Here is a 22,504-nt window from a genome sequence, read left to right on the forward strand (position 1 = left end):
TCGCACAGCGGAGCGGCCTTGGCGAGAGGCCGTTTGGTTGCGCTGTGCTACGGGCCGCTCTCCGTCTTACTGTGACGATTTTAGCCCGCCTGGGCGAGTGCCTCTTGGGCCAGTTCGGTCAAGGGGAGTTCGCCCACCTCACCGGGGGTGAACCAGGCTGCCCGGTCGGTGGATCCGCCGGCCGCCTCGGACACCGTCGCGGTGACCGGTTCGTCCACTCTTACGCGATATACGACACGGATCACCTGCCAGTCCATCGGCACGCCCTCCGGACCCAGGGCGGTCGGGGTGTACCGATGCCCCACGCTGAGTAACTCCGCAATGCGGCCGCGTTGTGAAGTTTCTTCATATAGTTCGCGCAGGAGACCCTGTTCCGGAGTCTCGCCGAAGTCGGTGCCGCCGCCGGGCAGGTGCCAGAACCCGCCGCCGGGGTAACCCTCGGTGATGCGGGCCAGGAGGATCCGGCCGGCCGGGTCGGTCACCAACCCATACGCCCCGAAGCGCTGGACGCGGTCGCCGCGGCGCACCGGCTCGTCGCTCGGCGGCACCGCGGCCGGGGTGGCGAACTGCACGCCGAGCGCCCGGGCGGTGAAACCCAGCAGCGGCCGGTCGGCCACCTCGGCCGGCGTCATCCACTGGGCCAGATCGGTCGTGCCGTCGGCCTCGGGGCGCAGGTCGCCGCCGGTGACCTCGACGTCGTAGATGATCCGGTCGGTGTGCTCGACGAGCCCCACCAGCGAGGGCTCCGGCCCGTCGGGCAGCGCGATCACGTCGGCGACCACGGCCCGGAGGCCGGTGACGACGACGGCCAGGCCGGTCTCCTCGGCGAACTCCCGGACGACCGCGTCGGCCGGGTGCTCGCCGTGATCCACGCCACCGCCGGGCAGCGACCACACACCGGGGTACGAACCGAGGTCCGACCCGCGGGTGAGCAGGACGCTGCCGTCGGCGGTGCGGGCCACGCCGTACGCCGCCGTTCGTCTGATCTTCACTGTGCCTAGATTAGCTTGGCCGCCCGCAAGGCATCGGCCGTGACTTCGGTCAGCTCGTCGGCGGCCAGGACGGCCACGTCCTTCAGCGGCATCCAGCGTGCCTCGGAGGTCGAGCCCCCGACGTCGTGGATGACCACCTCGGTCGGCTCGTCCACGACGACGCGGTAGAACGCGCGGACGCCGTGCCAGTCGATCGGGTAGCCCTCCGGCCCGAGCGAGGCCGCGTCGCGGTGGCTGGCCACGCCCAGCAGCTCGATCAGCCGGCCCGCCTGGCCGGTCTCCTCGACCAGCTCGCGGATCAGCGCGGTGCCGGGCTGCTCGCCGTAGTCCGTCCCGCCGCCGGGCAGGTGCCAGCAGCCCGCGCCCGGATAGCCGGGGGCGATCCGGGTCAGGAGCAGGTTCTCGTACGGATCGGTGGCGATCGCGTAGGCCGCGAACCGCTGCGCCCGGTGCAGCCCGTCCGGCCCCTCGTACGCGTAGAACGACGGGAACGTCGGCGGCACGTCGGGGCGCAGGTCGGGCGAGCCGGCGCTGAGCCCGAGGGCGGCCGCGGCGAACTGCCGCAGCTTCAGCTCCTCGGCCTCTTCGAGCGTGAACCAGCGGGCCAGGTCGGTGGCGTGCCCGACCCGGTCGATCAGGGTGCCACCGCGCACCGACACGGAGTAGATCAGCCGGTCGGTGTGGATGGTGACGCCTCGGTGCGGCAGCGAGCGCATGTCGGCCAGGACGTCACGCAGCCCGGTCACCGCGACGGAGAGCCCGGTCTCCGCCGCGGTCTCGCGGACGACGGTGTGGTTCGGATCTTCGCCGTGGTCGACGGCGCCGCCGGGCAGCGACCAGATCCCGGGTGTACCGGATTTGGCCGAGGCCCGGACCAGGAGGACGCGGCCTTCGTCGTCGGTCGCGACGGCGTAGGCGGCGATCCTGCGGAGCGGTTCCAGTGCGGGGGTCACGAAGCGGCATTCTGCCCGGATTATGTTAACTATCCAGGGCGTCTGTCGGGTTCCTGACAGTTGAATCGCGCTCCGTAACTGCAGGTCAGAGTGGATTCAACCGCCCTGGGCGATTGATCCACTACTGACCGTCACTCCCATTCGATCGTGCCCGGCGGCTTGCTCGTGACGTCCAGCACGACCCGGTTGATCTCCCGGACCTCGTTGGTGATGCGGTTCGAGATCTTGGCGATCAGGTCATACGGCAGCCGGGACCAGTCGGCGGTCATCGCGTCCTCGGAGGAGACCGGACGCAGCACCACCGGGTGGCCGTAGGTGCGCCCGTCGCCCTGCACGCCGACGCTGCGCACGTCGGCCAGCAGCACCACCGGGAACTGCCAGACGTCGCGGTCGAGCCCGGCCGCGGTCAGCTCCTCGCGGGCGATCAGGTCGGCCTGGCGCAGGATGTCCAGCCGCTCTCGGTCGATCGAGCCGATGATCCGGATGGCCAGACCCGGGCCCGGGAACGGGTGCCGCTGGACCATCGCCTCGGGCAGGCCGAGCTCGGCCCCGAGGGCGCGCACCTCGTCCTTGAACAGCGTGCGCAGCGGCTCGATGAGCGCGAACTGCAGGTCGTCGGGGAGACCGCCGACGTTGTGGTGCGACTTGATGTTCGCCGTGCCGGTGCCGCCGCCGGATTCGACCACGTCCGGGTAGAGCGTGCCCTGGACCAGGAACTCGATGTGCCGCTCGGCGTCCAGCTCGCGGGCCGCGGCCTCGAACGTCCGGATGAACTCGCGGCCGATGATCTTGCGCTTCTGCTCCGGGTCGGTGACGTCCTTCAGGTGGCCGAGGAACTGCTCCTCGGCGTCGACGACGACGAGCCGGATGCCGGTGGCGGCGACGTAATCCTTCTCCACCTGCTCGCGCTCGCCCGCACGCAGCAGGCCGTGGTCGACGAAGACGCAGGTGAGCTGGTCACCGATCGCCTTGTGGACCAGCGCGGCGGCGACCGCCGAGTCGACACCGCCGGAGAGGCCGCAGATGACCTGCTTGTCGCCGACCTTCTGACGGATCAGCTCGACCTGGTCGTCGATGATGTTGCCGGGCGTCCACGTGGGCTCGATGCCGGCGATGTCGTACAGGAAGCGCTTGAGCATTTCCTGCCCCTGCTCGGTGTGCGCCACCTCGGGGTGGAACTGCACGCCGGCGCGCTTGGTGGTGACGTCCTCGAACGCGGCGACCGGGGCACCCGGGGTGGACGCCGTGACCATGAAGCCGGACGGGGCGACCGAGACGCTGTCGCCGTGGCTCATCCAGACCGGCAGGTCGTCCGGCAGGTCGCGGAGCAGCGAGCCGCCCTGGGCGGTCAGGAGAGTCCGCCCGTACTCCCGGGAGCCGGTGTGGGCGACGGTGCCGCCGAGGGCCTGGGCCATCGCCTGGAAGCCGTAGCAGATGCCGAAGACCGGCACATCGCTGTCGAAGAGGCCGGCGTCGAGCACGGGCGCGCCCGGCTCGTAGACGCTGGACGGGCCGCCGGACAGGATGATCGCGGCCGGATTCTTCGCCAGCATCTCGGCCACCGGCATCGAGTGCGGGACGATCTCCGAGTAGACGCGGGCCTCACGGACCCGGCGGGCGATCAACTGGGCGTACTGGGCGCCGAAGTCGACGACGAGGACGGGACGCGGGGTACTCACCCGGCGAGTTTACCGGCGTGTCCGAACCCGGAACGCGACGAGGGGCCGCCCCTTACGGAGCGGCCCCTCGCGGTGATGCGTCAGGAGTGGGTGTACGTCCGCGTCGCCGAGTAGGCCGCGTTACCGGCCTTGTCGAACGCCACGACCTGGAGCTTGAAGCTCTTCGGCTGCTTGGCCGAGTTGACGCCGAGAACGTACCCGGGGGTCGGGTCGGTCGCGACGACCTTGCCGTTCACGTAGACGACGACCTTGGCGATGCCGGTGGTCGCGTCGGTGGCGGTGGCCTTGATCGTGATGGTGCCGGAGACCTTGGCCTTGTTGGCCGGCCAGCTGGTCACCGTGAGCTTCGGCTTGCTGTTGTCAGCGATCAGCTGGCGGTACCCCGAGTAGCCCACGTTGCCGGCCTTGTCGGTCGCCTTCAGCCGGATCGTGATCGGGCCGTTCAGACCCGCCGTGTTCAGCTTCGGAACGAACGACGGCGAGGTGTAGGACCAGCTGTGGAACGCGCCGTTGACCTCGAGCTCGACCAGCCGGATACCGCTGCCGGTGTCCTTCAGGCCGTCCGGGGTGATGTTGACCGTGCCCCGGACCGGCGTGCCCTGACCCGGGAGAGCCCGGGAGATCGTCGGCGCCGTGGTGTCGGTGCCGAAGTTCAGAGCCTTGGCCGCGTCCACGAAACCGAAGGAGTTCCAGTTCCGCGTGCCCTTCTTGCCGGAGCGCACGATCGAGCTCCACAGGCTCCACCCCGAGTAGTTCGGGTGGACCGACTTGACCAGGGCGGCGATACCGGACACGAGCGGCGTGGAGAAGGAGGTGCCCTCCAGGCCGTAGTGGTAGGAGCCGTCCTTGAACATGCCGGTGGTGATGGCCGGGGCGGACACGTCCACCCAGCTGCCGTAGTTGGAGAAGCTGACCTTGTAGTCGCCGACCTTGCTCGTGTCGGTACCACCGACGGCGAGCACGTCCGGCAGGGCCGCCGGGTACGACGGCTGCGACGTGTTGTCGTTACCGGCCGCGGCCACCACCAGGACGCCCTTGGCGTTGGCGTAGGCCACCGCGCCGGCCAGCGTCTTGGAGTAGCCGTAGCCACCCAGCGACAGGTTGATGATCTGCGCGTTGTGCTGAACCGCGTAGATGATGCCCTGGGAGATGTCCGAGTCGTAACCCGAGCCGTCCGAGTCCAGCGCCTTCACCGGCAGGATCTTGCACTGCCAGCAGACGCCGGCCATGCCCTCACCGTTGTCGGTGGTGGCGGCGATGAGCGAGGAGACGACCGTGCCGTGCGGGAACGTGCCGTCGTCGGTCGGGTCGCTGTCGGCGTTGAAGAAGTCGTAACCGGGCAGGACCTTGCCGGCCAGGTCACCGACCGGAGCCACACCGGTGTCCACCACGGCGACCGTGATGTCCGAGCCGGTGGTCGTGGCCCAGGCCGCGGGCACGTTCAGCCGGCCGAGTTCCTGCTGGTAGCCCTGCGTGTAGACCGGGTCGTTGGGAGCCACGACCGAGGTCTTGCGCTTGACGTCCAGCTCCGCGTACGCCACCGAGGGATCGTTGCGCAGCGCGGCGAGGGTGGAGCTGACCCGGCTCTGCGGAACCGAGACGGTCTTGGCGCCGAGCGCGGCCAGCAGTGCGCCGCGCGTCTGGCCGACGGCCTCGGCGCTGCGCAGACCGAGAGCGTCCAGGCTGGACAGCCGGGCCTTGGCGTCGTAACCCGACTTGAGTCCGATCAGAACCCGAACCGGGGTGTCGGCCGCCGACGCGGGAGTGCCGGCGACAGCACCGGCAGCCACGATCAGGGCGGTGGAGATGAGTCCGACGGTCAACCGTCGGGGCGAACGGTTCATGAGTGGATGCCTCCCCGTTGGCGATCGCCGCAGATTGACGAATCGCCCGATGAACATACTGGCGATCTTCCATTTAGTAACCCCCCTTTCAGTCAGCTTCGGACTCGACGTTGAGCCGGTGCCGTCCCGTCCTCTAGGGTTCGGCCTATGCGGAACAGCAAGATCACGTGGGCCGTGGTCGCCGGGCTGGTCGTCGCCGTGCTCGCGGGCATCGGGATAGCGATCGCCGTCAATCGAGGCTCGACCAGCTCGGACGCGTCGCCGTCGGCGCCGGTGACCGAGAACACGCCCGCGCCGTCCGCCTCGGTTCCGGCCTCGCCGGCCCCCTCCCCGGGCGCCGACATCACCGGCCCGCTGGACCTGCTGCTGGCCGGCGTGGACACGCGCAACGGCGTGCCGGACTGGGAGCCGCACTCGGACGCGATCATGCTGCTGCACGTCGAGGCCGGGCTGAAGTCCGCGTACCTGTACTCGCTCCCCCGCGACCTCCGGGTGCAGATCCCGGCGTACAAGAAATCCGGTTTCCCCGGCGGAAAACACAAGATCACCGAGGCCATCGCGTACGGGTCGAGGCAGCCGGGCACGAGCACCAAGAACATCCAGAACGGGTACGAGCTGCTCACCAAGACGATCAGCAACTACACCGGGATCAAGACGATCCAGGCCGGCGCCATCCTCAACTTCGGTGGCCTGGACAACCTCGTCGACGAGCTCGGCGGGATCGACATGACCATCGACCAGAAGGTCAAGTCGCGGCACCGCCAGCCCAACGGCAAACTCCGCAAGCTGTCCGGCCACGACTTCAGCGGCCCGCAGGCCGTCTACCTGCCCGGCAAGCGGCACCTGATCGGGTGGCAGGCGCTCGACTACGCCCGCCAGCGGTACGGCCTGCCCAACGGCGACTACGACCGGCAGCGCCACCAGCGGCAGCTCGTCCAGGCGATCCTGGCCAAGGCGGTCAGCCAGGACCTCAGCGACGCCACCAAGCTGCAGGCGCTCATCACGGCACTGGGCAAGTCACTCGTCACCTTCGGCGGACGGCAGCCGGTCGAGTTCGCGTACGCGCTGCGCGACCTCACCCCGGCCGGCATCACCTCGGTGCAACTGGACGGCAGCGGGGTCGGCAGCGGCAGCGGTTACCTCGGCGAGCAGCTCAACACCGAGGCACGCGGGTTCCTCACCGCGGTCGCCCAGGGAAAGATCCCCGCATATCTGAAGGCACACCCCAAAATGGTCAACAAGGGCTGAACGTAACCTCGGTGGTATGACACGGGGTTACCTGCCAGTCGCCGCCCTGACCGTTCTGCTGCTCACGACCGGATGCTCCCATCCCTCCGGGGCGGACTTCCGGCCCGGCGCCGACGGGATCGGTGACCCGTACTTCCCGAAGTACGGCAACGGCGGGTACGACGTCGCCGGCTACGACCTCGACCTGCGCTACGACCCGTCCACCGGCAGGCTCGGCGGGCGGGCGACGATCACCGCGACGGCGACTCAGAACCTCTCCCGGCTCGACTTCGACCTGGCCCACCTGACCGTTTCCAAGATCACTGTGGACGGTGCGGCGGCGACCAGTCGCGCCAGCGGCAACGAACTGGTCGTCACACCGGCCACCGGAATCCCGGACGGGCGCAAGTTCACCGTCGTGGCCGAGTACAGCGGCACCCCCGACCAGCTGGAGAACAAGTCGCTGGGCAACGGGGGCTGGCTCCGCACCCCGGACGGCGGCATCGCCCTCGGCCAGCCCGAATCGGCCAGCACGTGGTACCCGGTCAACGACCACCCGTCCGACAAGGCCACCTTCACCCTGGCCATGACCGTGCCGGACGGACTGGAAGTGATCAGCAACGGGGTGCCCGGGCCGCGCGCCACCAAGGACGGCTGGACGACCTGGCGCTGGGCCGAGGGCTCACCGATGGCGAGCTACCTCTCGATGGTGGTGATCGGGCAGTACCGGATCACCACGAGCACCCACGACGGCAAGCCGATGATCATCGCGGTGCCCGAGTCACTGCCGGAGAACGGGCCGGCCGCGAAGTCACTGGCCCGCACCGGGGAGATCACCGACTACCTGGCGAGCGTGTTCGGGCCGTACCCGTTCGACGCCAACGGCGGGGTCGTGGTCACCGACAGCCGGATCGGATACGCGCTGGAGACCCAGTCCCGGCCGGTCTACGGCGGCACGTTCTTCCAGGAGGCCAACCCCGGCGTGGTCGCCCACGAGCTGGCCCACCAGTGGTTCGGGGACAGCGTGGCCCTCAACCGGTGGCAGGACATCTGGCTCAACGAGGGCTTCGCGACGTACGCGGAATGGCTCTGGACCGAACACACCGGCGGGGAGAGCGCCCAGCGGCAGTTCGAGCAGTCCTACGCCTCGATCGACTGGAAGCAGCCGGCGGGCGATCCCGGGGCGGAACGCCTCTTCGGCGGGGCCGTCTACGAGCGGGGTGCGCTGGTCGTGCACGCGCTCCGCCGGACGATCGGCGACGACGCGTTCTTCAAGCTGCTCAAAGCCTGGACCACCGAGCACAAGGACGGGAACGGCGACACCGCCCAGTTCATCGCCACCGCGGAGAAGGTGTCCGGAAAGGATCTGGACACCTTCTTCGCGGCCTGGCTGACCGGAACTACCCGGCCGGCCCTTTGACTCAGGCCCTATCCAGGACCAGGGCGACCTTCTGGAACTCCTTGACGTCGCGGTAGCCGCACTTGGCCATCGCCCGCCGCAGCCCGCCGAACAGGTTCAGCTGCCCGTCGGCCCGATCGGCCGGGCCGTACAGAAGCTGGTCCAGCGTCCCGTCCGGCTCGCCCGCGATGCAGAACCCGCCGCGCGGCAGGGCCGGGTGGCTGGCCGCCGAATGCCACCAGGCGCCGCCGGCCGGCGCGCCCTCGGCCAGCGACAGCGGCTCGCCCAGCATGACCGCGTCGGCGCCGCAGCCGATCGCCTTGGCGATGTCGCCCGAGGTGGCGATGCCGCCGTCGGCGATCAGGTGCACGTACCGCCCGCCGGTCTCGTCCAGGTAGTCGCGCCGGGCCGCGGCCGCGTCGGCGATCGCGGTGGCCATCGGCACCCGGATGCCGAGCACGGTGTCGGTGGTCGACCACTCGTCGGCGCCGACGCCGACGATCACACCGGCCGCGCCGGTGCGCATCAGGTGCAGGGCGGTCTTGTAGTCGGTGCAGCCGCCGACGATGACCGGCAGGTCCAGGTCGGCGATGAACTCCTTGAGGTTCAGCGGCTCGTCCGTGGTGGAGACGTGCTCGGCCGAGACCAGGGTGCCCTGGATGACCAGCAGGTCCACGCCGGCGTCGAGGATCACCGGGGCGAGCGCCAGCGTGTGCTGCGGCGAGACCCGGACGGCGACGGTGACGCCGCCCTCGCGGATCTGGCGGACGCGTTCGGCGATCAGCTCGGGCTTGATCGGCTCGGCGTACACCTCCTGCAGCCGCTTGGTGGCGTCGGCCTCCTCGTCCAGCGAGGCCAGCTCTTCGAGGATCTTGGACGGGTCCTCGTAGCGCGTCCACAGGCCCTCGGCGTTGAGCACGCCCAGGCCGCCGAGGCGGCCCAGGGCGATCGCCGAGTCCGGGCTCATGGTGGCGTCGGACGGGTGCGCGACGCAGGGGATCTTGAACGGGTACGCGTCGAGCTTCCATTCGGTCGAGACGTCGTCGACGTCCCGGGTCCGCCGGCTCGGCACGATCGCGATGTCATCCAGGTGGTAACCGCGCTGGGCGGTCTTTCCGAGGCCGATCTCCACTACGTCACGCATGACTTGTCCGGGTTCCTCTTAACGGGAGTGGTAGTTCGGGGCCTCTACCGTCATCTGGATGTCGTGCGGGTGGGACTCCTTGAGCCCGGCCGCCGTGATCCGGATGAGCTGTCCCCGCTCCTGCAGGTCGGGGATGGTTTCCGCACCCACGTAGCCCATGGCCGCGCGCAGCCCGCCGATCAGCTGGTGCGCCACCCTGGACAGAGGACCACGATAGGGCACCTGACCCTCGACGCCCTCGGGCACCAGCTTGTCCTCGTTCACATCCTGCTGGAAATAGCGGTCCTTGGAGTAGGACTTGGCCTGACCGCGCGACTGCATCGCGCCGAGCGAGCCCATCCCCCGGTACGACTTGAACTGCTTGCCGTTCATGAAGATCAGCTCGCCGGGGCTCTCCTCGGAGCCGGCCAGCAGGCTGCCCAACATCACCGTGCTGGCGCCGGCCACGATCGCCTTGGCGATGTCGCCGCTGTACTGAATACCGCCGTCGCCGATCACCGGCACGCCGGCCGGAGCACAGGCCCGGGTCGCCTCCATGATCGCCGTTATCTGCGGCACACCCACGCCCGCGACGATCCGGGTGGTGCAGATCGCGCCGGGGCCGACACCGACCTTGACCGCGTCGGCGCCGGCCTCGACCAGGGCCTTGGCGCCCGCGTAGGTCGCGATGTTGCCGCCGACGATGTCGACCGTCACATCCTTCTTCAGCCGGGCGACCATCTCCAGCACGGCCCGCTGGTGGCCGTGGGCGGTGTCCACGATCACCACGTCGACGCCGGCGTCGACCAGGGCGCGGGCCCGCTTGTAGGAGTCGTCACCGACCCCGACAGCGGCGGCCACGCGCAGGCGGCCCTGCGGGTCCTTGGCCGCGTTGGGGAACTGCTCGGACTTGGTGAAGTCCTTCACGGTGATCAGGCCGCGCAGGTGACCGCCCTCGTCGACCAGCGGCAGCTTCTCCACCTTGTGCTTGGCCAGCAGTTCGAGCGCCTCGTCCTTGCTCACCCCGACCCGGGCGGTGATCAGCGGGGCCTTGGTCATCACGTCGCGGACCTTGGCGTCCAGGTCGCTGACGAAGCGCATGTCCCGGTTGGTGACGATGCCGACCAGCACGCCGTTGCCGTCGACGACCGGGGCGCCGGAGATCCGGTACCGCCCGCACAGGGCGTCGACCTGGCGGAGGGTGTCGTCCGGCCCGCAGGTGATCGGGTTGGTGATCATGCCGGACTCGGAGCGCTTCACCAGGTCGACCTGGGCCGCCTGGTCCTCCACCGAGAGGTTGCGGTGCAGCACGCCGATGCCGCCCTGGCGGGCCATGGCGATCGCCATCCGCGCCTCGGTGACGGTGTCCATGCCGGCCGAGAGCAGCGGAATGGACAGCTCGACGTTGCGCGTCAGACGCGTGACCGTGTTGACCCGGCTCGGAACCACGTCCGACTCGCCGGGCTGCAGCAGCACGTCGTCGAAAGTCAGACCGAGGGGAACAGTGCGAGCGCTGTCAGTTTCCACAGATCATCCCTAGACAAGAGGCGGAGTTCATCATCCTACCCATCCCGGACGGGGCACCCTGGCGGCGGACAGAACGTGCGGGCCAGCACACTCCCCCGGGAGGTGAGTACGGTATGGGGGTGCAAGAAGAGCCGATCGACCCGTTCAACGGCGACCCCGCCGACCCGGCCGCGGAACTCGACGACCTCAACGAGGACGCCGAGAACGAACCGCTGACCGAGGAAGAGCGGCAGGACGTCTTGGAGGATCTCTCCGACCTGGAGATCTACCAGGCCTTACTGAGCCCGACGGGAATCCGCGGGCTGGTCATCGAGTGCGAGGACTGTCACGAGCCGCACTACTTCGACTGGGACCTGCTCCGCGGCAACCTGCGCCACCTGCTGAGCAGCGGCCGCCCGCGCGTGCACGAGCCGGCCTACGACCCCGACCCCGATCACTACGTGACGTGGGAATATGCCCGCGGTTACGCCGATGGCGTACACGACACCCTCACCGAGGGCTCCGACGACGACTGAAGATCAACTTCGAGATCTTCATGTCCCAGGTCCGCCGGGGTACAGACCGCCGCTCCCGCGGGGACCCTTCCGGGCTTCGCAGGGCGCTGGCGCGCCCAGAACGCGAAACCCTCCAGGGCGACGTGGTCGGTTGGTTGCGGTCAGAGCAACAGACCCACCCGACCGCCGGACTCGGCTCCGAGCGTGACCGGTCGACGGGTTTGTTGCCTTGACCGCGACCAACAGCGGACGCCGCCCTTGCGGGCTGAGCGTTCTGGGCGCGCCAGCGCCCTGCTCAGCCCGGAAGGGTCCCCGCGGGAGCGACGGTCTGCACCCCGGCGGACATAGGCAATGAAGAATTTGATCTTGGGTTGAGGCAGCCGGTGAGGGACATCCCCTCACCGGCTGTGTGACTCAGGCGACCAGGCCCGCCCGGAAACCGGCGGCCACCGCGTGAGCGCGGTCGCGCGCGCCGAGCTTGCGGAACAAGCGGCGGGCGTGGGTCTTGACCGTGTCCTCGGAGACGAACAGCTCGCGGCCGATCTCGGCGTTGCTCTTGCCGTCCGCCATCCCCCGCAGGACCTGCAGCTCACGCTCGGTCAGCGTGAGCCGCCGGCCGGCCGGCTGGGCGTCGCCCATCCCGACCTCGTTGCCCGGCCAGGCCACCATCGGCCGGCCGGTGGCCGGGTCGATCGGGGCGTCGCCGCGCTGCGCCGGGACCATCGGCGAGTTGGGCAGCATGGCCGGGACGGCGGCCGCGTTGGGCGCGCCGACCCCCATCCCGTACTGCCCACGGGTTGCGGGTGAGTTGTTGTTGCGCATCCCACCGGCCACGGTGGCCGGCTGCGCGTTGCCGTTGATCGGCATGCCCTGCGGGCGCACCGGCAACAGCAGCAGGAGCAGCGCCTTGGCTACGACGCTGACGAGGTCGTGCTCGACGCCGCGGATGACACCGCGGGCGCCGGCGGCGACGGCCGCCGCCGCCACCCGGGGGTCTTCAGCACCGAAGAGCACCACCTGCGCCTGGGGGGCGCGGGCGAGTACGCGCCGGGTGAAACCGACGCTGTCGGGTCGGGTCACGGCGGTGTCGGCCAGGACCACTTCGGCCGGCCGTTCCGCCAGTCGGATCATGGCCTCGGTCTCGCTGACCGCGGTCCGGACGACGCCGGTCATGCCGAGCCGGGCCGCGGTCGACGCGACGGTTTGGGCCGCCAGCGGGGTTCGGACGCACACGAGGACGGTACGCACAGTGATCCTCCTTCTCTCTCAGAGGAGATCACGCGAGGGCCGCAGCATTACGCGCTTTAGATGGAAAAAACGGGAAAGAAAGGTATGACTTGCCCCTACTTTGCCACTGCGCTCGGAGAGACATCGACATGTTGCGTGTGAGCCGGCTTTCGCCGGGGTACACCCGCGTGAGGCCGGTCTTTGGCCCCCATGTCGACCAATCCGCGGTGCCGCGCGGTGAGGAGGGTGTTGATGTCGAACGTTCGCAGGCTGCCCGGTCCGATCGCCGACCTCTGGGACTGGCAGCGACTGGGACTTTGCCGGGGCCGGGACAGTGCGCAGTTCTTCCACCCCGACGGTGAGCGCGGGTCGTCCCGCAATCGCCGCGAGGCGAAAGCCAAGACGATGTGCGGCGCCTGCCCGGTACGGGCCGAGTGCGCCGCCCACGCCCTCGCGGTGCGCGAGCCGTACGGGGTGTGGGGAGGTTTCAGCGAATCGGAGCGGCTGCGGCTGCTCGCGGTCGGCTGGGAGGATCTGGCCGATCGTCACGGACGAGTCGACCTGGCCCGGCTCGAGGCACGCCTCGGCCGGCCCCACAAATCGGCGGTGCCCGCACAGCGGCAGGCACCGGCGGCCTGAGAACGCCCGGCACGCGGCATCACCACACGACTGGCGACACGGTCCTCCCCGGGGGACCGTGTCGAGTGGTTCAGCGGTTCTTCAACCGCATTGGTGGACATGCAACCCACCGTATGAGCGACTTGCGTTTTCGAGTCGGACCGAAAGTGCGGCTTTCAACTAGCTGACGGAGACCGTCACCTCATGCCATCCGGTCGCCCCGTCGGGGGCCGGATCAGCGAGGTCGGACGTCTGCGTGTAACCGTCCAGATCGGTCGCCCGCACCCTCAGGACGTGCCGCCCGGACGTGGCCGGCCAGGTGTGCGTCCACTGCCGCCAGGTGTCGTCGGAGACCGCCGGGGCCAGCGCCGCCGTCTCCCAGGCACCGTCGTCGACCTGCACCTCGACCTTGGCGATGCCTCGATGCTGAGCCCAGGCCACGCCGGCCACGACGACCGGCCCGGCGTCGCGCTTGGCGCCGTCGCGGGGCGTGTCGATGCGGGACTCGGTCTTGATCGGGCCCTGGGCCGCCCAGCCTCGCGGCACCCAGTAGGCGTCGAAGTCGGCGAATCGGGTGAGCTCGATCTCGGTGATCCACTTGCAGGCCGAGACGTACCCGTAGAGTCCGGGAACGATCATCCGGACCGGGAAGCCGTGCTCGACCGGCAGCGGCTCGCCGTTCATCCCGACCGCCAGCAGCGCGTCCCGCCCGTCCCGCAGCACCGCGGTCGGCGTGCCGCACGTCCAGCCGTCGGTCGACCGCTGCACCACCTGGTCGGCCCCGGGCAGCGGATCCGCCTCGTCGAGCAGGGCCTTGATCGGCGTGCCGAGCCACAGCGCGTTGCCGATCAGGTCGCCGCCGACCTCGTTGGAGACGCAGGCAAGCGTCACATAACGCTCGACCATCGGGCGTTGGAGCAGCTCGGCCCAGGTGATCGTGATCGGGTTGCGAACCATGCCGTGGATCTTGAGGGTCCAGGTGGCCGGGTCGACCTGCGGGGAGATCAGGGCGGTGTCGATGCGGTAGAAGTCGTCGTTCGGCGTCACGTAGGGCACCGCGCCCTGGACCTGGGCACCGGCCGGGACGACCGGGGCCGGCTCACCCGCGGCCGGCAGCGTCAGATCCTTGCGGGCCTCGGTGGCGGCGCCGCGCGAGGTCAGCCAGCGACCGGCCACCCCGCCGGCCACCGCGACCGCGCCGACGATCCCGACCTGTTTGAGGAAGGTGCGCCGGCCCTCGACCAGATCGTCGTCGGGGACCGAGGCGACCCCCAGCAGGTGGCGCAGCACCCACACGGCGGCCGCCGCGCCGACCACCGACGGGATCCCGGACGCGATGCCGGCGCCCGGACGGGTCACCGCGGCGGCGACACCGACCAGGCCGAACAGCACGATCCCGCCGACCGCGAGCGGCCATCGGCGGACGGCCAGCAGGCCCACCCCGAACGCGTAGACGCCCAGCAGGATCGCCGTCCCGGTCAGCAGCGCCGTCTTGTCGTGGGTGCCGAACACCGCGATGGCGAAATCCTTCACCCCGGGCGGCACGTGGTCGACGACGACGCCACCGACCGCCACCAGGGGAGCCGAGCGCGCCCCGGCGAAGACCGCGAGCAGCTCGGCCAGGCCCAGCGCGGCCGCGGCCGCCGCGACCCCGGACAGCCCGGCCCGCAACGTTGTTCTCACCGCGCCATCCTGCCTCGCGAAACTGGGATTCAGCTGCGCCGTAAGCGTTTCGTAAGGCGATACACGCCATACCCGGCCGCGGCGGCGAGACCGAGACTGACCACGGCGATGCCGATCCCGTAACCCCGGTCCTCGGAGTCCACCATCGCGTCCAGGCTCATCAGCAGGCCCAGCCCGCCGCAGAGCAGGATGACCACGGCCAGGCCGATCAGCCCGGCGATCAGCGCGCCCCGGCTCGCCGGAGCGGCCGCCGGCACCGGCATCGCGGGCGGGCGGGGAACCGGGATCCGGGACGGGTCGCGCGGCGGCATGGCGACCCGCAGCTCCGGGCGCACCCGGCTGTCCAGCGCGGCCACGACCGCGTGCCCGTGGCCGATCAGGGTCGGCTCGACGTGCACCTGGATGCCGTCCTCGCCGACGAACCGGCGGGCACCGTCGGGCCAGGTCAGCACGGCGGCGCAGCGGTCGAACCGGACCGTCACCACCGTCTCCGGGTCGACCGCGCTGACCCCGTGCTCGCCGGCGATCAGCCGCCGTTCGGGACGGTCCAGCGAGGCGTACGAGGTCCCCGGAACCGCCTCGGGCGAACTGTCCGGCGCCGCGGCGTAACCGGCCCAGTCGGCCGTCGTCCGTCCCGGCGTCATCAGCAGCCCGTCCTCGACCGCGAGCCGGCCCACCTCGGCCACCTCGGCCGGGGTGACCGCCCGCAGCTCGGCCAGCACCTCGTCGACGCTCTGCGGCGCGCGCCCGGCGAGCAGGCCGAACGCCAGCCCGGGCAGGCGGGCACCGACCTCGTCGGCGCGGGTCAGGTCCTCGCAGCGCTGGTTGACCACGGCGGTCACCTCGGCCGGGTCGATCCGGCCGGCGCGGGCCTCGGCCAGCACGTCGACGAAGCCGCCGAGCACCGCGTCCTGCTTCTCGGGCAGCGCGTCGGCCAGCGCGGTCAGTACGGCGGTGCCGTCGCCGCGCGGGTCGTAGTCGGTCTGCACGGTGTAGGACAGCCCGCTCTCCTGGCGCAGCGAGCGGAACAGCGCACGCTCCAGCACACCGGTGAAGATCGAAGCGGCCGGACGGCGGGGCACCACGGCATTCCAGGCGACCACGTTGGCCGGCCCGTGGAAGAAGGCGGGCCGCACCGGGAGGGCCGACGACGGCCGGGGCGCCGGGCGGCGCGCACCGGACGGCAGCGCCAGCCGCAGCCCGGCCGGGACGTCCGGACCGGCGATCCAGAGCGCCGCGTTCTCCCGGGTGAACCAGTGCGCCACCCAGGCCTGCAGGTCGGCCGGGGTGAGCCCGGTCAGGCCCCACTCGGGGTAGGCCGGCATGCCGTAGTCCCGGGCGCCGTACCGCCACAGCGCGAGACCGTCGGTGGCCGCCTCGCCGCGCCCGTTCTCCTCGGTGCGCAGGATCTCCTTCTCCACCTCCAGGCGCTGCATCGGCAGATCCCGCAGGCCGGCGCAGACCCCGTTGAGGAACTTGACGATGTCGGCCTCGGCGCCGCGCATGTGGAAGTAGGTGTGCTCCACCCCGGTCGCGCCGTTGTAGTGGTAGTCGGCCACCCCGAACGAGTACAGCGCCAGGTGCTCGACCAGGTGCGTGATGCCGCGCCGGGTCAGCGGCTCGTCGGCCAGGCCGACCCGGAACGCCAGGCCGGCGTGCATCGGGCCGGTGGTCGGGGCGAGCAGCGTGGGCACCCCGTCAACCTCGAGTCGCCTGATCATCAGCGGTTCGCCCACCGTTCCCGCAGCTCGCGCACGCCCGACCGGACGAGCCGGATCAACACCCCGACGATCAGAATGCTGCCGCAGACGACCACGAGGTCCTTGCCGGTGCCGTCCCCGGTGAACGGCCGGTCGTTCATCACCTGCCAGAGCCCGTATATCGCCCCGGTGAGCAGGAGAAGACCGAAAGGAATGAAGACCAGAACTATGAAGTACGGCCGGATCCGCTCCCGTAGACCCAGCTCGGGCCGGGGCGGCGGCTGCGGCACCCGCTCCGGATCGCGGGCCGGCATCTCGATCCGCAGCCCGGCCGGCACGCGCGTGTCCACCTCCCGGATCACCGCGGCGGCGTCGCGGAACAGCGACGGCTCGATCCGGGCCACGATGGCGTCCGGCCCGATCAGCTGCCGGGCGCCGTCCGGCCAGGCCAGCACGGTCACGGCCTCCTCGTAGCGGACCGTCGCGGCCTCGCCCCCGATCACGTGGCTCACCCCGTCCGGGCCGCTGACCAGGTGATGCCGCCGGTCGCGGATCGCCCGGTGCACCCGGCCCTCGACGGCCGACTCGGAGTGGGTGGGCGCGGCCGTGTAGCCGGCCCAGTCGCCGGTGGTGCCGGCCGGAGTCATCAGCAGCCCGGCGTCGTACGCGGTCACCGCCACCTCGGCCACGTCGGCGACGGTCACCCCGCGCACCTCGGCGACGGCCTCGTCCAGGTCCTTCAGCTCCCGCCCGGCGAGCAGGTTGAACGCCAGCCCGGGCAGCCGCCCGCCGCGGGTGTCGGCCTCGGCCAGACCCTCCGCGGTAAGCGTGATCACGGTGGACACGTCGTCCGGGTCGATCCGGCCGACGCGCATGGCGGCCAGCAGGTCGACCAGGCCGCCGAGGGCCGCCTCGCGCTTCTCCGGGAGCGCGTCGGCGTAGGCGACGATCCGCGCGGTCCCGCCGGCCCGCGGCTGGTAGTCGGTACGGACCGTGTACGAGATGCCGTCGTGCTGCCGCAGCTCCCGGAACATCTTTCGTTCCAGCACGTTGGCCAGGACCGCGGCCCGCGACTCCCGGGGCACCACCGCGTCCCAGGCCACGTCGCTGTCGGCGCCGGTGAACCAGGCCGGGCTGCTCGGCAGCGCCGAGGAGGGTGTGCGGGCCGGCTGCCGTTCCCCGCCGGGCAGGAGCAGCTTGAGCCCGGCCGGCACCTGGTCGCCGGCCACCCAGAGGGCAGCGTTCTCCCGGGTGAAGTACCGCGCGATCCAGTCCCGCAGCTCGGTCTCGCCGATCCGGTCGAGACCCCACTCGGGGTAACCGGTCAGGCCGAAGTCGCGGGCGCCGTGCCGCCACAGGGCGAGCGGGTCGTTGCCCCGGTCGTCGGCCCGCAGCCGTTCCCGGGCGCGGGCCAGGCGGGCCGGGTCGGGCTCGCGCAGCGCGTCGCAGACCGCACCCAGGAACGCGGTGATCTCGTCGGCCGTGCCCTGCACGTGGAAGAACGTGTGCTCGGCGCCGGTCATGCCGTTGTGCTGCTGGTCGGCGGTACCGAGCCCGTCCAGCGCGAGGTGCTCGACCAGGCGGGTGAGGCCGCGCAGCGGCAGCGTCTCGTCGGCCACCCCGACCCGGAAGACCAGGCCGGCGTGCATCGGGCCGGTGGTCGGGGCCAGCACGGCGGGCACGCCGTCCACCTCGATCTGGGTGATCATGCGGGGCTCCCGGCCGGCAACGCGCGGGCCCGGTACTTGCCGATCACCGTGACCGGGTCACCGATGTACTGCCACGGCCACTCGGTGGCCAGGTCGCCCATGGCGGTGAACAGCGAGCCGACCGCCGGCATGTCCTCCAGCAGGGCGAACACGGCGGCGAAGGTGCTCATCACGGCGACCCAGCCGTGGGTGCGGCGGAACTCGGGGTGCCAGACGGAACGGCGGGCGGCCTCGTACAGCTCGTTGCGCACCGCGTCCGACCGCAGGTAGGCGAGGTCGGCCGGGGCGCTCAGGTCCAGCCAGTGCTCCAGGTGCACCTCGGGAATCAGCACCGCGTTGTGGGCGCCGGGCGGCACGGCGCCGGCCGCCTCCCGGGCGAACGCGTGCACCTTCTCCCACGATCCGCTCCACTTCGGACAGAAATTCTGCAGAAGCTGCCGCTGGGCCGGGAGGTGGTGCGGGGCGACCTCGGCCAGCCGGTCGTAGCGGCGCCGGGACTCGGCCTGGCCCAGCTCCAGCCCGCGGGCACTGGTCACCCGGGCCGTCCAGAGCGCCGGCTCGGCCGGGGTGCGCGCGGCCGCGTCGATCAGCACGATCTCGGCCTTGCGCAGCAACTCGTGGAAACCGGCGAACTGCTGCCGGCTGACGTGCGTCGCCCGGTATCCGGTCCGGATCTTCCAGGCCTCGTCGATCAGGTGCTGGCCGAGCATCGCGCCGGCGGCGCTGTCGTCCGGATCGTCGCGCAGCACGCCGCGCAGGAACTCCTCCCGACCGGCGCCCTCACCACCGGCCCTGATCAGCGAGTCACGCTCGACCGGCTCGGCGGCATCGAGAAGGGTCCGGGCGGCGGCCCAGTCCCGGGCGTCCAGGAAAGAGCGAAGTTCGGCGATCTTCGGGTACGCGGCGGCGGGGTCCAGTACCGGGTGGTGCGGGGGCATGCGCGGCAGCATAGAACTTCCGGAGCGATCCGTGCGTCCCGGGTGATCAGGAGACCAGAGGATCGTCGAGCAGTCGGTCGAACGCCAGCTCGGCCGCCCCGATCAGGGCCGCATCGGCGCCGAGCTCGGGAGTGCGCAGCCGGACGTGCTCGCGGCAGGCCGGCAGCCCGACCGCGTTGAGCCGGCTGCGGATCTGGGCGGCCGCGACCAGGTACACGTCGCGCAGCGTGCCGCCGAAGATCACCACCTCCGGGTTGAAGATGTTGACCAGGTTGCCGACGCCGAAACCGATCCAGTCGCCGACGTGCCGCAGCGCGTGCTGGGCCTGACTGTCCCCGCGGACCGCGGCGTCGACGACCTCGAGCACCACGTCCCGGCCGGTCCGGCCCTCGCGCCCGGACAGGCGCAGCAGCGCGTGCTCGCCGATCTCGGTCTCCCAGCAGCCGCGCGAACCGCAGTCGCACGGCCGTCCGTACGGGTTGACCACCATGTGGCCGACCTCGCCACCGTACCCGCCGTGGCCGGTGACCCGTCGGCCGCCGGCCACGATGCCGGCGCCCACGCCGACGTCGCCGTACAGGTAGATGACGTTGTCGCAGCCCACGGCCGCGCCCCGGGCGTGCTCGGCGAGCGCGCAGACGTCGGCGTGGTTGCCGATGCTCAGCGTGCCGGGCGCGCCCAGTTCGGCCCGCAGGGCGGCCCCGACCGGCTCCTCGACCCAGCCGATGGTCGGGGCGAGCCGGACCATGCCGTCCTCGCGCCGGACCATGCCGGCCACCGCGAGCCCGCTGCCCACGCAGCGGGCGTCGTCGCCGACCTGGTCGTGCATCGCCCGGACGAACCGGGCCAGCGGCTCGACCGCCTCGTCCGCGCTCATCCCGGGCGGCCGGACGGTCTCGTACTGCTCCAGGATCTGCCCGCCCAGCCCGACCCGGGCCGCGCGGAGGCGATCCACCTCGATGCTGAGCGCGTACGCGAAAACCGTCTCCGACTCGGGCCGGACGACCAGTGACGGTCGCCCGGCCCGGCCGGTCTCCTTCGGCACCGCCTCGCTGACCAGACCAGCGCTGATCAGCTCGGCGGTGAGTGCCCCGATGGTGCTGCGGTTGAGGCCGAGCCGGGTGGTGAGCTCCGCCCGGGACGTGGCGCCGTGTACGTGGACGTACCGCAGCAGTGTCCCGAGATTGTGCCGGCGAACCTCTTCCTGGCTGGGGCCTGCGCGCATCGTTACCGGTTGCCCGTGGCGGCGGCCCGGCGCCGGGCCAGCGCGTCGACGCCGGCGGCGATGAGCAGGATGACGCCGGTGAAGATGTAACGGGTACCGGACGAGAAGTCCATCAGGAACATGCCGTTGTCGATGACCGCGATCACCGCGCCACCGATCACGGCGTGGATCACCTTGCCCTTGCCGCCGAAGAGGCTGGTGCCACCGATCACGGCGGCGCCGACGGCGTAGAGCAGGGTGCTGCTGCCACCGGTGTTCGGGTCGACCGAGCCGGCCCGGCTGACCAGCATGATGCCGCCGACCGAGGCCATGAACGAGCCGATCACGAAGACCGAGATGCGGATCCGGTCGACCGGGATACCGGCGCGACGGGCGGCCTCGGCGTTGCCACCGACGGCGTAGACGTGCCGGCCGTACGTGGTGCGGCCCAGGACGAACGTCCAGAGCACCAGGAAGCCACCGATCACCGGCGCCGCGATCGGGACGCCCTTGAGCGTGGCGATCGCCGGGTTGATGGCCCGCTCCTGGGTCAGGATCGCGGTCGAGATCAGCAGCAGCGCGGCGATGCCGCCCACGCGCAGCAGGATGATGCCGATCGGCTCGGTGACCAGGCCACGGGCGGCCCGGCCGCGGTGCCGCAGGAACTGGACCAGCGCGAAGACGACGACCGCGGCGACCGCGAGACCCCAGCTCCACGCGACCGGAAGGCTGTCCTTGTTCAGCGACTTGATGAAGCCGTCCGGGATCGAGATGTTCTTGCCCTCGCCCAGCAGCACCAGCAGGATGCCCTGGAAGGCCAGGAAGGCGGCCAGGGTGACGACGAACGACGGGATGCCGACCTTCGACACCAGGAAGCCCAGCACCAGGCCGATCACGACGCCGGTGAGCAGGGCGGCCGGCAGCGCGACCCAGCCGGACTGACCGTGCTCGGTGAGCAGGACCGCCATCACCGCGCCGCACAGACCGGCGGTGAAACCGGCCGACAGGTCGATCTCGCCCAGCAGCAGGACGAAGATCAGGCCCATCGCGATCATGATGACGCCGGCGGCCTGGTTGAACAGGTTCGCGAAGTTGCCGGCACTGAAGAACGTGTCGCTACGGGCGCTTCCGAAGATCGCCACCAGGATGACCAGGCCCAGGACCGCGGGCAGGGCACCGAGGTCGCCGCCCCGGATCCGGCCGATGTAATCGCGGACGTGGCTGCCGACGGTGGGCTTGACTACCTTGACGCCACCGGCGGTCTCAAGCGTGGGTGTGGTGGTCACTGGTCCGCTCCAGGCGTGATGTCGACGAAGTCGGTGGGCTTCTCCGGCGGGAGGCCCAGGTTGCCGCTGCGCCCGCCGGTGATCAGCTCGACGACCTGCGAGTGCGTGACGTCGCTGGCCTTCACCTGCGCGGCCATCCGGCCCAGGTAGAGCGCGGCGATGTGGTCGGAGACCGCGAAGACGTCGTTCATGTTGTGCGAGATCAGGACCACGCCGAGGCCGTTGTCGGCCAGTCGGCGGACCAGCTCCAGCACCTGGGCCGTCTGGGCGACACCGAGGGCGGCGGTCGGCTCGTCGAGGATGACGACCTTGCTGTTCCACAGAACGGCCTTGGCGATCGCCACGGTCTGGCGCTGACCACCGGAGAGGCTGGCGACCAGCTGGCGCAGCGACTTGACGGTGCGCACCGAGAGGCTGGCCAGGGTCTCACCGGCCATCTGCTCCATGGTCGGCTCGTCCAGGACGATGCCGCGGACCTTCTCCCGGCCGAGGAACATGTTCTGGACGATGTCCAGGTTGTCGCAGAGCGCGAGGTCCTGGTAGACGACCTCGATACCGAGCTCGGCGGCCTCGCGGGGGCTGTGGATCGAGACCTGCTTGCCGTCGAAAGTCACCGTGCCCGAGTCGATCGGGTAGATGCCACTGATGCACTTGACCAGCGTCGACTTGCCGGCGCCGTTGTCGCCGACCAGGGCGGTCACCTCGCCGGGGTAGACGCTCAGTTCGACATCGTGCAGGACCTGTACGGGACCGAAGCTCTTGTCGATCCCGCGCAGCTCCAAAAGGGGTGTCGCGGCCACGGATGTTTCTCCTTCGTTCGGTGACCGGCCGTTCGGGGACCGCCTGAACCGACTCAGGCGCCGCCCACGTCAGTTGCGTGAGCGGCGCCGTCGCCGGTTCA

General features: G+C 70.8%; 18 protein-coding genes. 4 read left to right on the forward strand and 14 right to left on the reverse strand.

The window, feature by feature from the left end; all coding sequences use genetic code 11:
• Positions 1-80: 80 nt before the first annotated feature.
• From ACSHV8_RS37605 to ACSHV8_RS37620, 4 genes are all read right to left on the reverse strand, one after another.
• Entirely contained in the window at positions 81-992 is a 912-nt protein-coding gene (locus ACSHV8_RS37605) for an NUDIX domain-containing protein (RefSeq protein ID WP_436523861.1), read from the reverse strand.
• A 5-nt stretch (positions 993-997) separates the two neighbouring features.
• The gene (locus ACSHV8_RS37610; RefSeq protein WP_436523863.1) at positions 998-1,945 is read right to left on the reverse strand and encodes an NUDIX hydrolase; all 948 of its coding nucleotides are present in this window, start codon (positions 1,943-1,945) and stop codon (positions 998-1,000) included.
• Positions 1,946-2,076: 131 nt separating this feature from the next.
• On the reverse strand, positions 2,077-3,624 hold the full coding sequence (guaA, locus tag ACSHV8_RS37615) for a glutamine-hydrolyzing GMP synthase (RefSeq protein ID WP_436523865.1): 1,548 nt from the start codon (positions 3,622-3,624) through the stop codon (positions 2,077-2,079).
• An 80-nt stretch (positions 3,625-3,704) separates the two neighbouring features.
• Positions 3,705-5,468 carry a S8 family serine peptidase gene (locus ACSHV8_RS37620; RefSeq protein WP_436523866.1) on the reverse strand — a complete coding sequence of 588 codons (1,764 nt, stop codon included), beginning with the start codon at positions 5,466-5,468 and terminating at the stop codon, positions 3,705-3,707.
• 147 nt (positions 5,469-5,615) lie between these two features.
• Between ACSHV8_RS37620 and ACSHV8_RS37625 the strand changes: the two genes are divergently transcribed.
• Both ACSHV8_RS37625 and ACSHV8_RS37630 read left to right on the forward strand, forming a co-directional pair.
• The gene (locus tag ACSHV8_RS37625) at positions 5,616-6,716 is read left to right on the forward strand and encodes an LCP family glycopolymer transferase (protein WP_436523868.1); all 1,101 of its coding nucleotides are present in this window, start codon (positions 5,616-5,618) and stop codon (positions 6,714-6,716) included.
• Positions 6,717-6,732: 16 nt separating this feature from the next.
• Complete coding sequence (locus ACSHV8_RS37630) at positions 6,733-8,115, forward strand: M1 family metallopeptidase (protein WP_436523870.1); 1,383 nt, start codon at positions 6,733-6,735, stop codon at positions 8,113-8,115.
• A 1-nt stretch (position 8,116) separates the two neighbouring features.
• On the opposite strand, the gene ACSHV8_RS37635 is transcribed toward ACSHV8_RS37630, so the two are convergent.
• Both ACSHV8_RS37635 and guaB read right to left on the reverse strand, forming a co-directional pair.
• Entirely contained in the window at positions 8,117-9,238 is a 1,122-nt protein-coding gene (locus ACSHV8_RS37635; RefSeq protein WP_436523872.1) for a GuaB3 family IMP dehydrogenase-related protein, read from the reverse strand.
• Positions 9,239-9,256: 18 nt separating this feature from the next.
• Positions 9,257-10,744: an IMP dehydrogenase gene (gene guaB / locus ACSHV8_RS37640; RefSeq protein ID WP_436523874.1), complete on the reverse strand. Its 1,488-nt coding sequence runs from the start codon at positions 10,742-10,744 to the stop codon at positions 9,257-9,259.
• Positions 10,745-10,863: 119 nt separating this feature from the next.
• Between guaB and ACSHV8_RS37645 the strand changes: the two genes are divergently transcribed.
• Positions 10,864-11,259, forward strand: coding sequence for a DUF5319 domain-containing protein (locus tag ACSHV8_RS37645; RefSeq protein WP_436537085.1), 396 nt, complete (start codon positions 10,864-10,866; stop codon positions 11,257-11,259).
• A gap of 393 nt (positions 11,260-11,652) precedes the next feature.
• Here the strand turns inward: ACSHV8_RS37645 and ACSHV8_RS37650 are convergent, their stop codons facing one another.
• Positions 11,653-12,486: a response regulator transcription factor gene (locus tag ACSHV8_RS37650; RefSeq protein ID WP_436523876.1), complete on the reverse strand. Its 834-nt coding sequence runs from the start codon at positions 12,484-12,486 to the stop codon at positions 11,653-11,655.
• Between the two features lie 231 nt (positions 12,487-12,717).
• Here ACSHV8_RS37650 and ACSHV8_RS37655 point away from each other — a divergent pair, with 231 nt between their 5' ends.
• Positions 12,718-13,104 (forward strand): WhiB family transcriptional regulator, encoded by a 387-nt coding sequence (locus tag ACSHV8_RS37655; RefSeq protein WP_014687836.1) that lies wholly within the window; start codon positions 12,718-12,720, stop codon positions 13,102-13,104.
• A 159-nt stretch (positions 13,105-13,263) separates the two neighbouring features.
• On the opposite strand, the gene ACSHV8_RS37660 is transcribed toward ACSHV8_RS37655, so the two are convergent.
• The 7 genes from ACSHV8_RS37660 to ACSHV8_RS37690 all read right to left on the reverse strand — a co-directional run bounded on the left by ACSHV8_RS37660 (position 13,264) and on the right by ACSHV8_RS37690 (position 22,403).
• Positions 13,264-14,706, reverse strand: coding sequence for a molybdopterin-dependent oxidoreductase (locus ACSHV8_RS37660; protein WP_436537087.1), 1,443 nt, complete (start codon positions 14,704-14,706; stop codon positions 13,264-13,266).
• Between the two features lie 89 nt (positions 14,707-14,795).
• Complete coding sequence (locus ACSHV8_RS37665; RefSeq protein WP_436523878.1) at positions 14,796-16,487, reverse strand: M16 family metallopeptidase; 1,692 nt, start codon at positions 16,485-16,487, stop codon at positions 14,796-14,798.
• Complete coding sequence (locus ACSHV8_RS37670) at positions 16,487-18,175, reverse strand: M16 family metallopeptidase (protein ID WP_436523880.1); 1,689 nt, start codon at positions 18,173-18,175, stop codon at positions 16,487-16,489. Before ACSHV8_RS37670 ends, ACSHV8_RS37665 begins: the two co-directional genes overlap by 1 nt.
• On the reverse strand, positions 18,172-19,113 hold the full coding sequence (locus tag ACSHV8_RS37675; protein ID WP_436523882.1) for a hypothetical protein: 942 nt from the start codon (positions 19,111-19,113) through the stop codon (positions 18,172-18,174). Before ACSHV8_RS37675 ends, ACSHV8_RS37670 begins: the two co-directional genes overlap by 4 nt.
• Positions 19,114-19,159: 46 nt before the next feature.
• Entirely contained in the window at positions 19,160-20,338 is a 1,179-nt protein-coding gene (locus ACSHV8_RS37680) for an ROK family transcriptional regulator (RefSeq protein WP_436523884.1), read from the reverse strand.
• 2 nt (positions 20,339-20,340) lie between these two features.
• Positions 20,341-21,603, reverse strand: coding sequence for a sugar ABC transporter permease (locus tag ACSHV8_RS37685; RefSeq protein WP_436523886.1), 1,263 nt, complete (start codon positions 21,601-21,603; stop codon positions 20,341-20,343).
• Positions 21,600-22,403 carry an ATP-binding cassette domain-containing protein gene (locus tag ACSHV8_RS37690; RefSeq protein ID WP_436523888.1) on the reverse strand — a complete coding sequence of 268 codons (804 nt, stop codon included), beginning with the start codon at positions 22,401-22,403 and terminating at the stop codon, positions 21,600-21,602. Before ACSHV8_RS37690 ends, ACSHV8_RS37685 begins: the two co-directional genes overlap by 4 nt.
• Positions 22,404-22,504: the final 101 nt, after the last annotated feature.

Source organism: Actinoplanes sp. HUAS TT8, from assembly GCF_051380535.1.
In the GTDB taxonomy this organism is placed as follows: Bacteria; Actinomycetota; Actinomycetes; order Mycobacteriales; family Micromonosporaceae; genus Actinoplanes.

Bases quoted from the DNA above. Each gene is read 5' to 3' on its own strand.
- ACSHV8_RS37620 (WP_436523866.1), bottom strand. From the start codon at position 5,468: ATGAACCGTTCGCCCCGACGGTTGACCGTCGGACTCATCTCCACCGCC.
- ACSHV8_RS37625 (WP_436523868.1), top strand. From the start codon at position 5,616: ATGCGGAACAGCAAGATCACGTGGGCCGTGGTCGCCGGGCTGGTCGTC.
- ACSHV8_RS37630 (WP_436523870.1), top strand. From the start codon at position 6,733: ATGACACGGGGTTACCTGCCAGTCGCCGCCCTGACCGTTCTGCTGCTC.
- ACSHV8_RS37635 (WP_436523872.1), bottom strand. From the start codon at position 9,238: ATGCGTGACGTAGTGGAGATCGGCCTCGGAAAGACCGCCCAGCGCGGT.
- ACSHV8_RS37655 (WP_014687836.1), top strand. From the start codon at position 12,718: ATGTCGAACGTTCGCAGGCTGCCCGGTCCGATCGCCGACCTCTGGGAC.
- ACSHV8_RS37665 (WP_436523878.1), bottom strand. From the start codon at position 16,487: ATGATCAGGCGACTCGAGGTTGACGGGGTGCCCACGCTGCTCGCCCCG.
- ACSHV8_RS37670 (WP_436523880.1), bottom strand. From the start codon at position 18,175: ATGATCACCCAGATCGAGGTGGACGGCGTGCCCGCCGTGCTGGCCCCG.
- ACSHV8_RS37675 (WP_436523882.1), bottom strand. From the start codon at position 19,113: ATGCCCCCGCACCACCCGGTACTGGACCCCGCCGCCGCGTACCCGAAG.
- ACSHV8_RS37680 (WP_436523884.1), bottom strand. From the start codon at position 20,338: ATGCGCGCAGGCCCCAGCCAGGAAGAGGTTCGCCGGCACAATCTCGGG.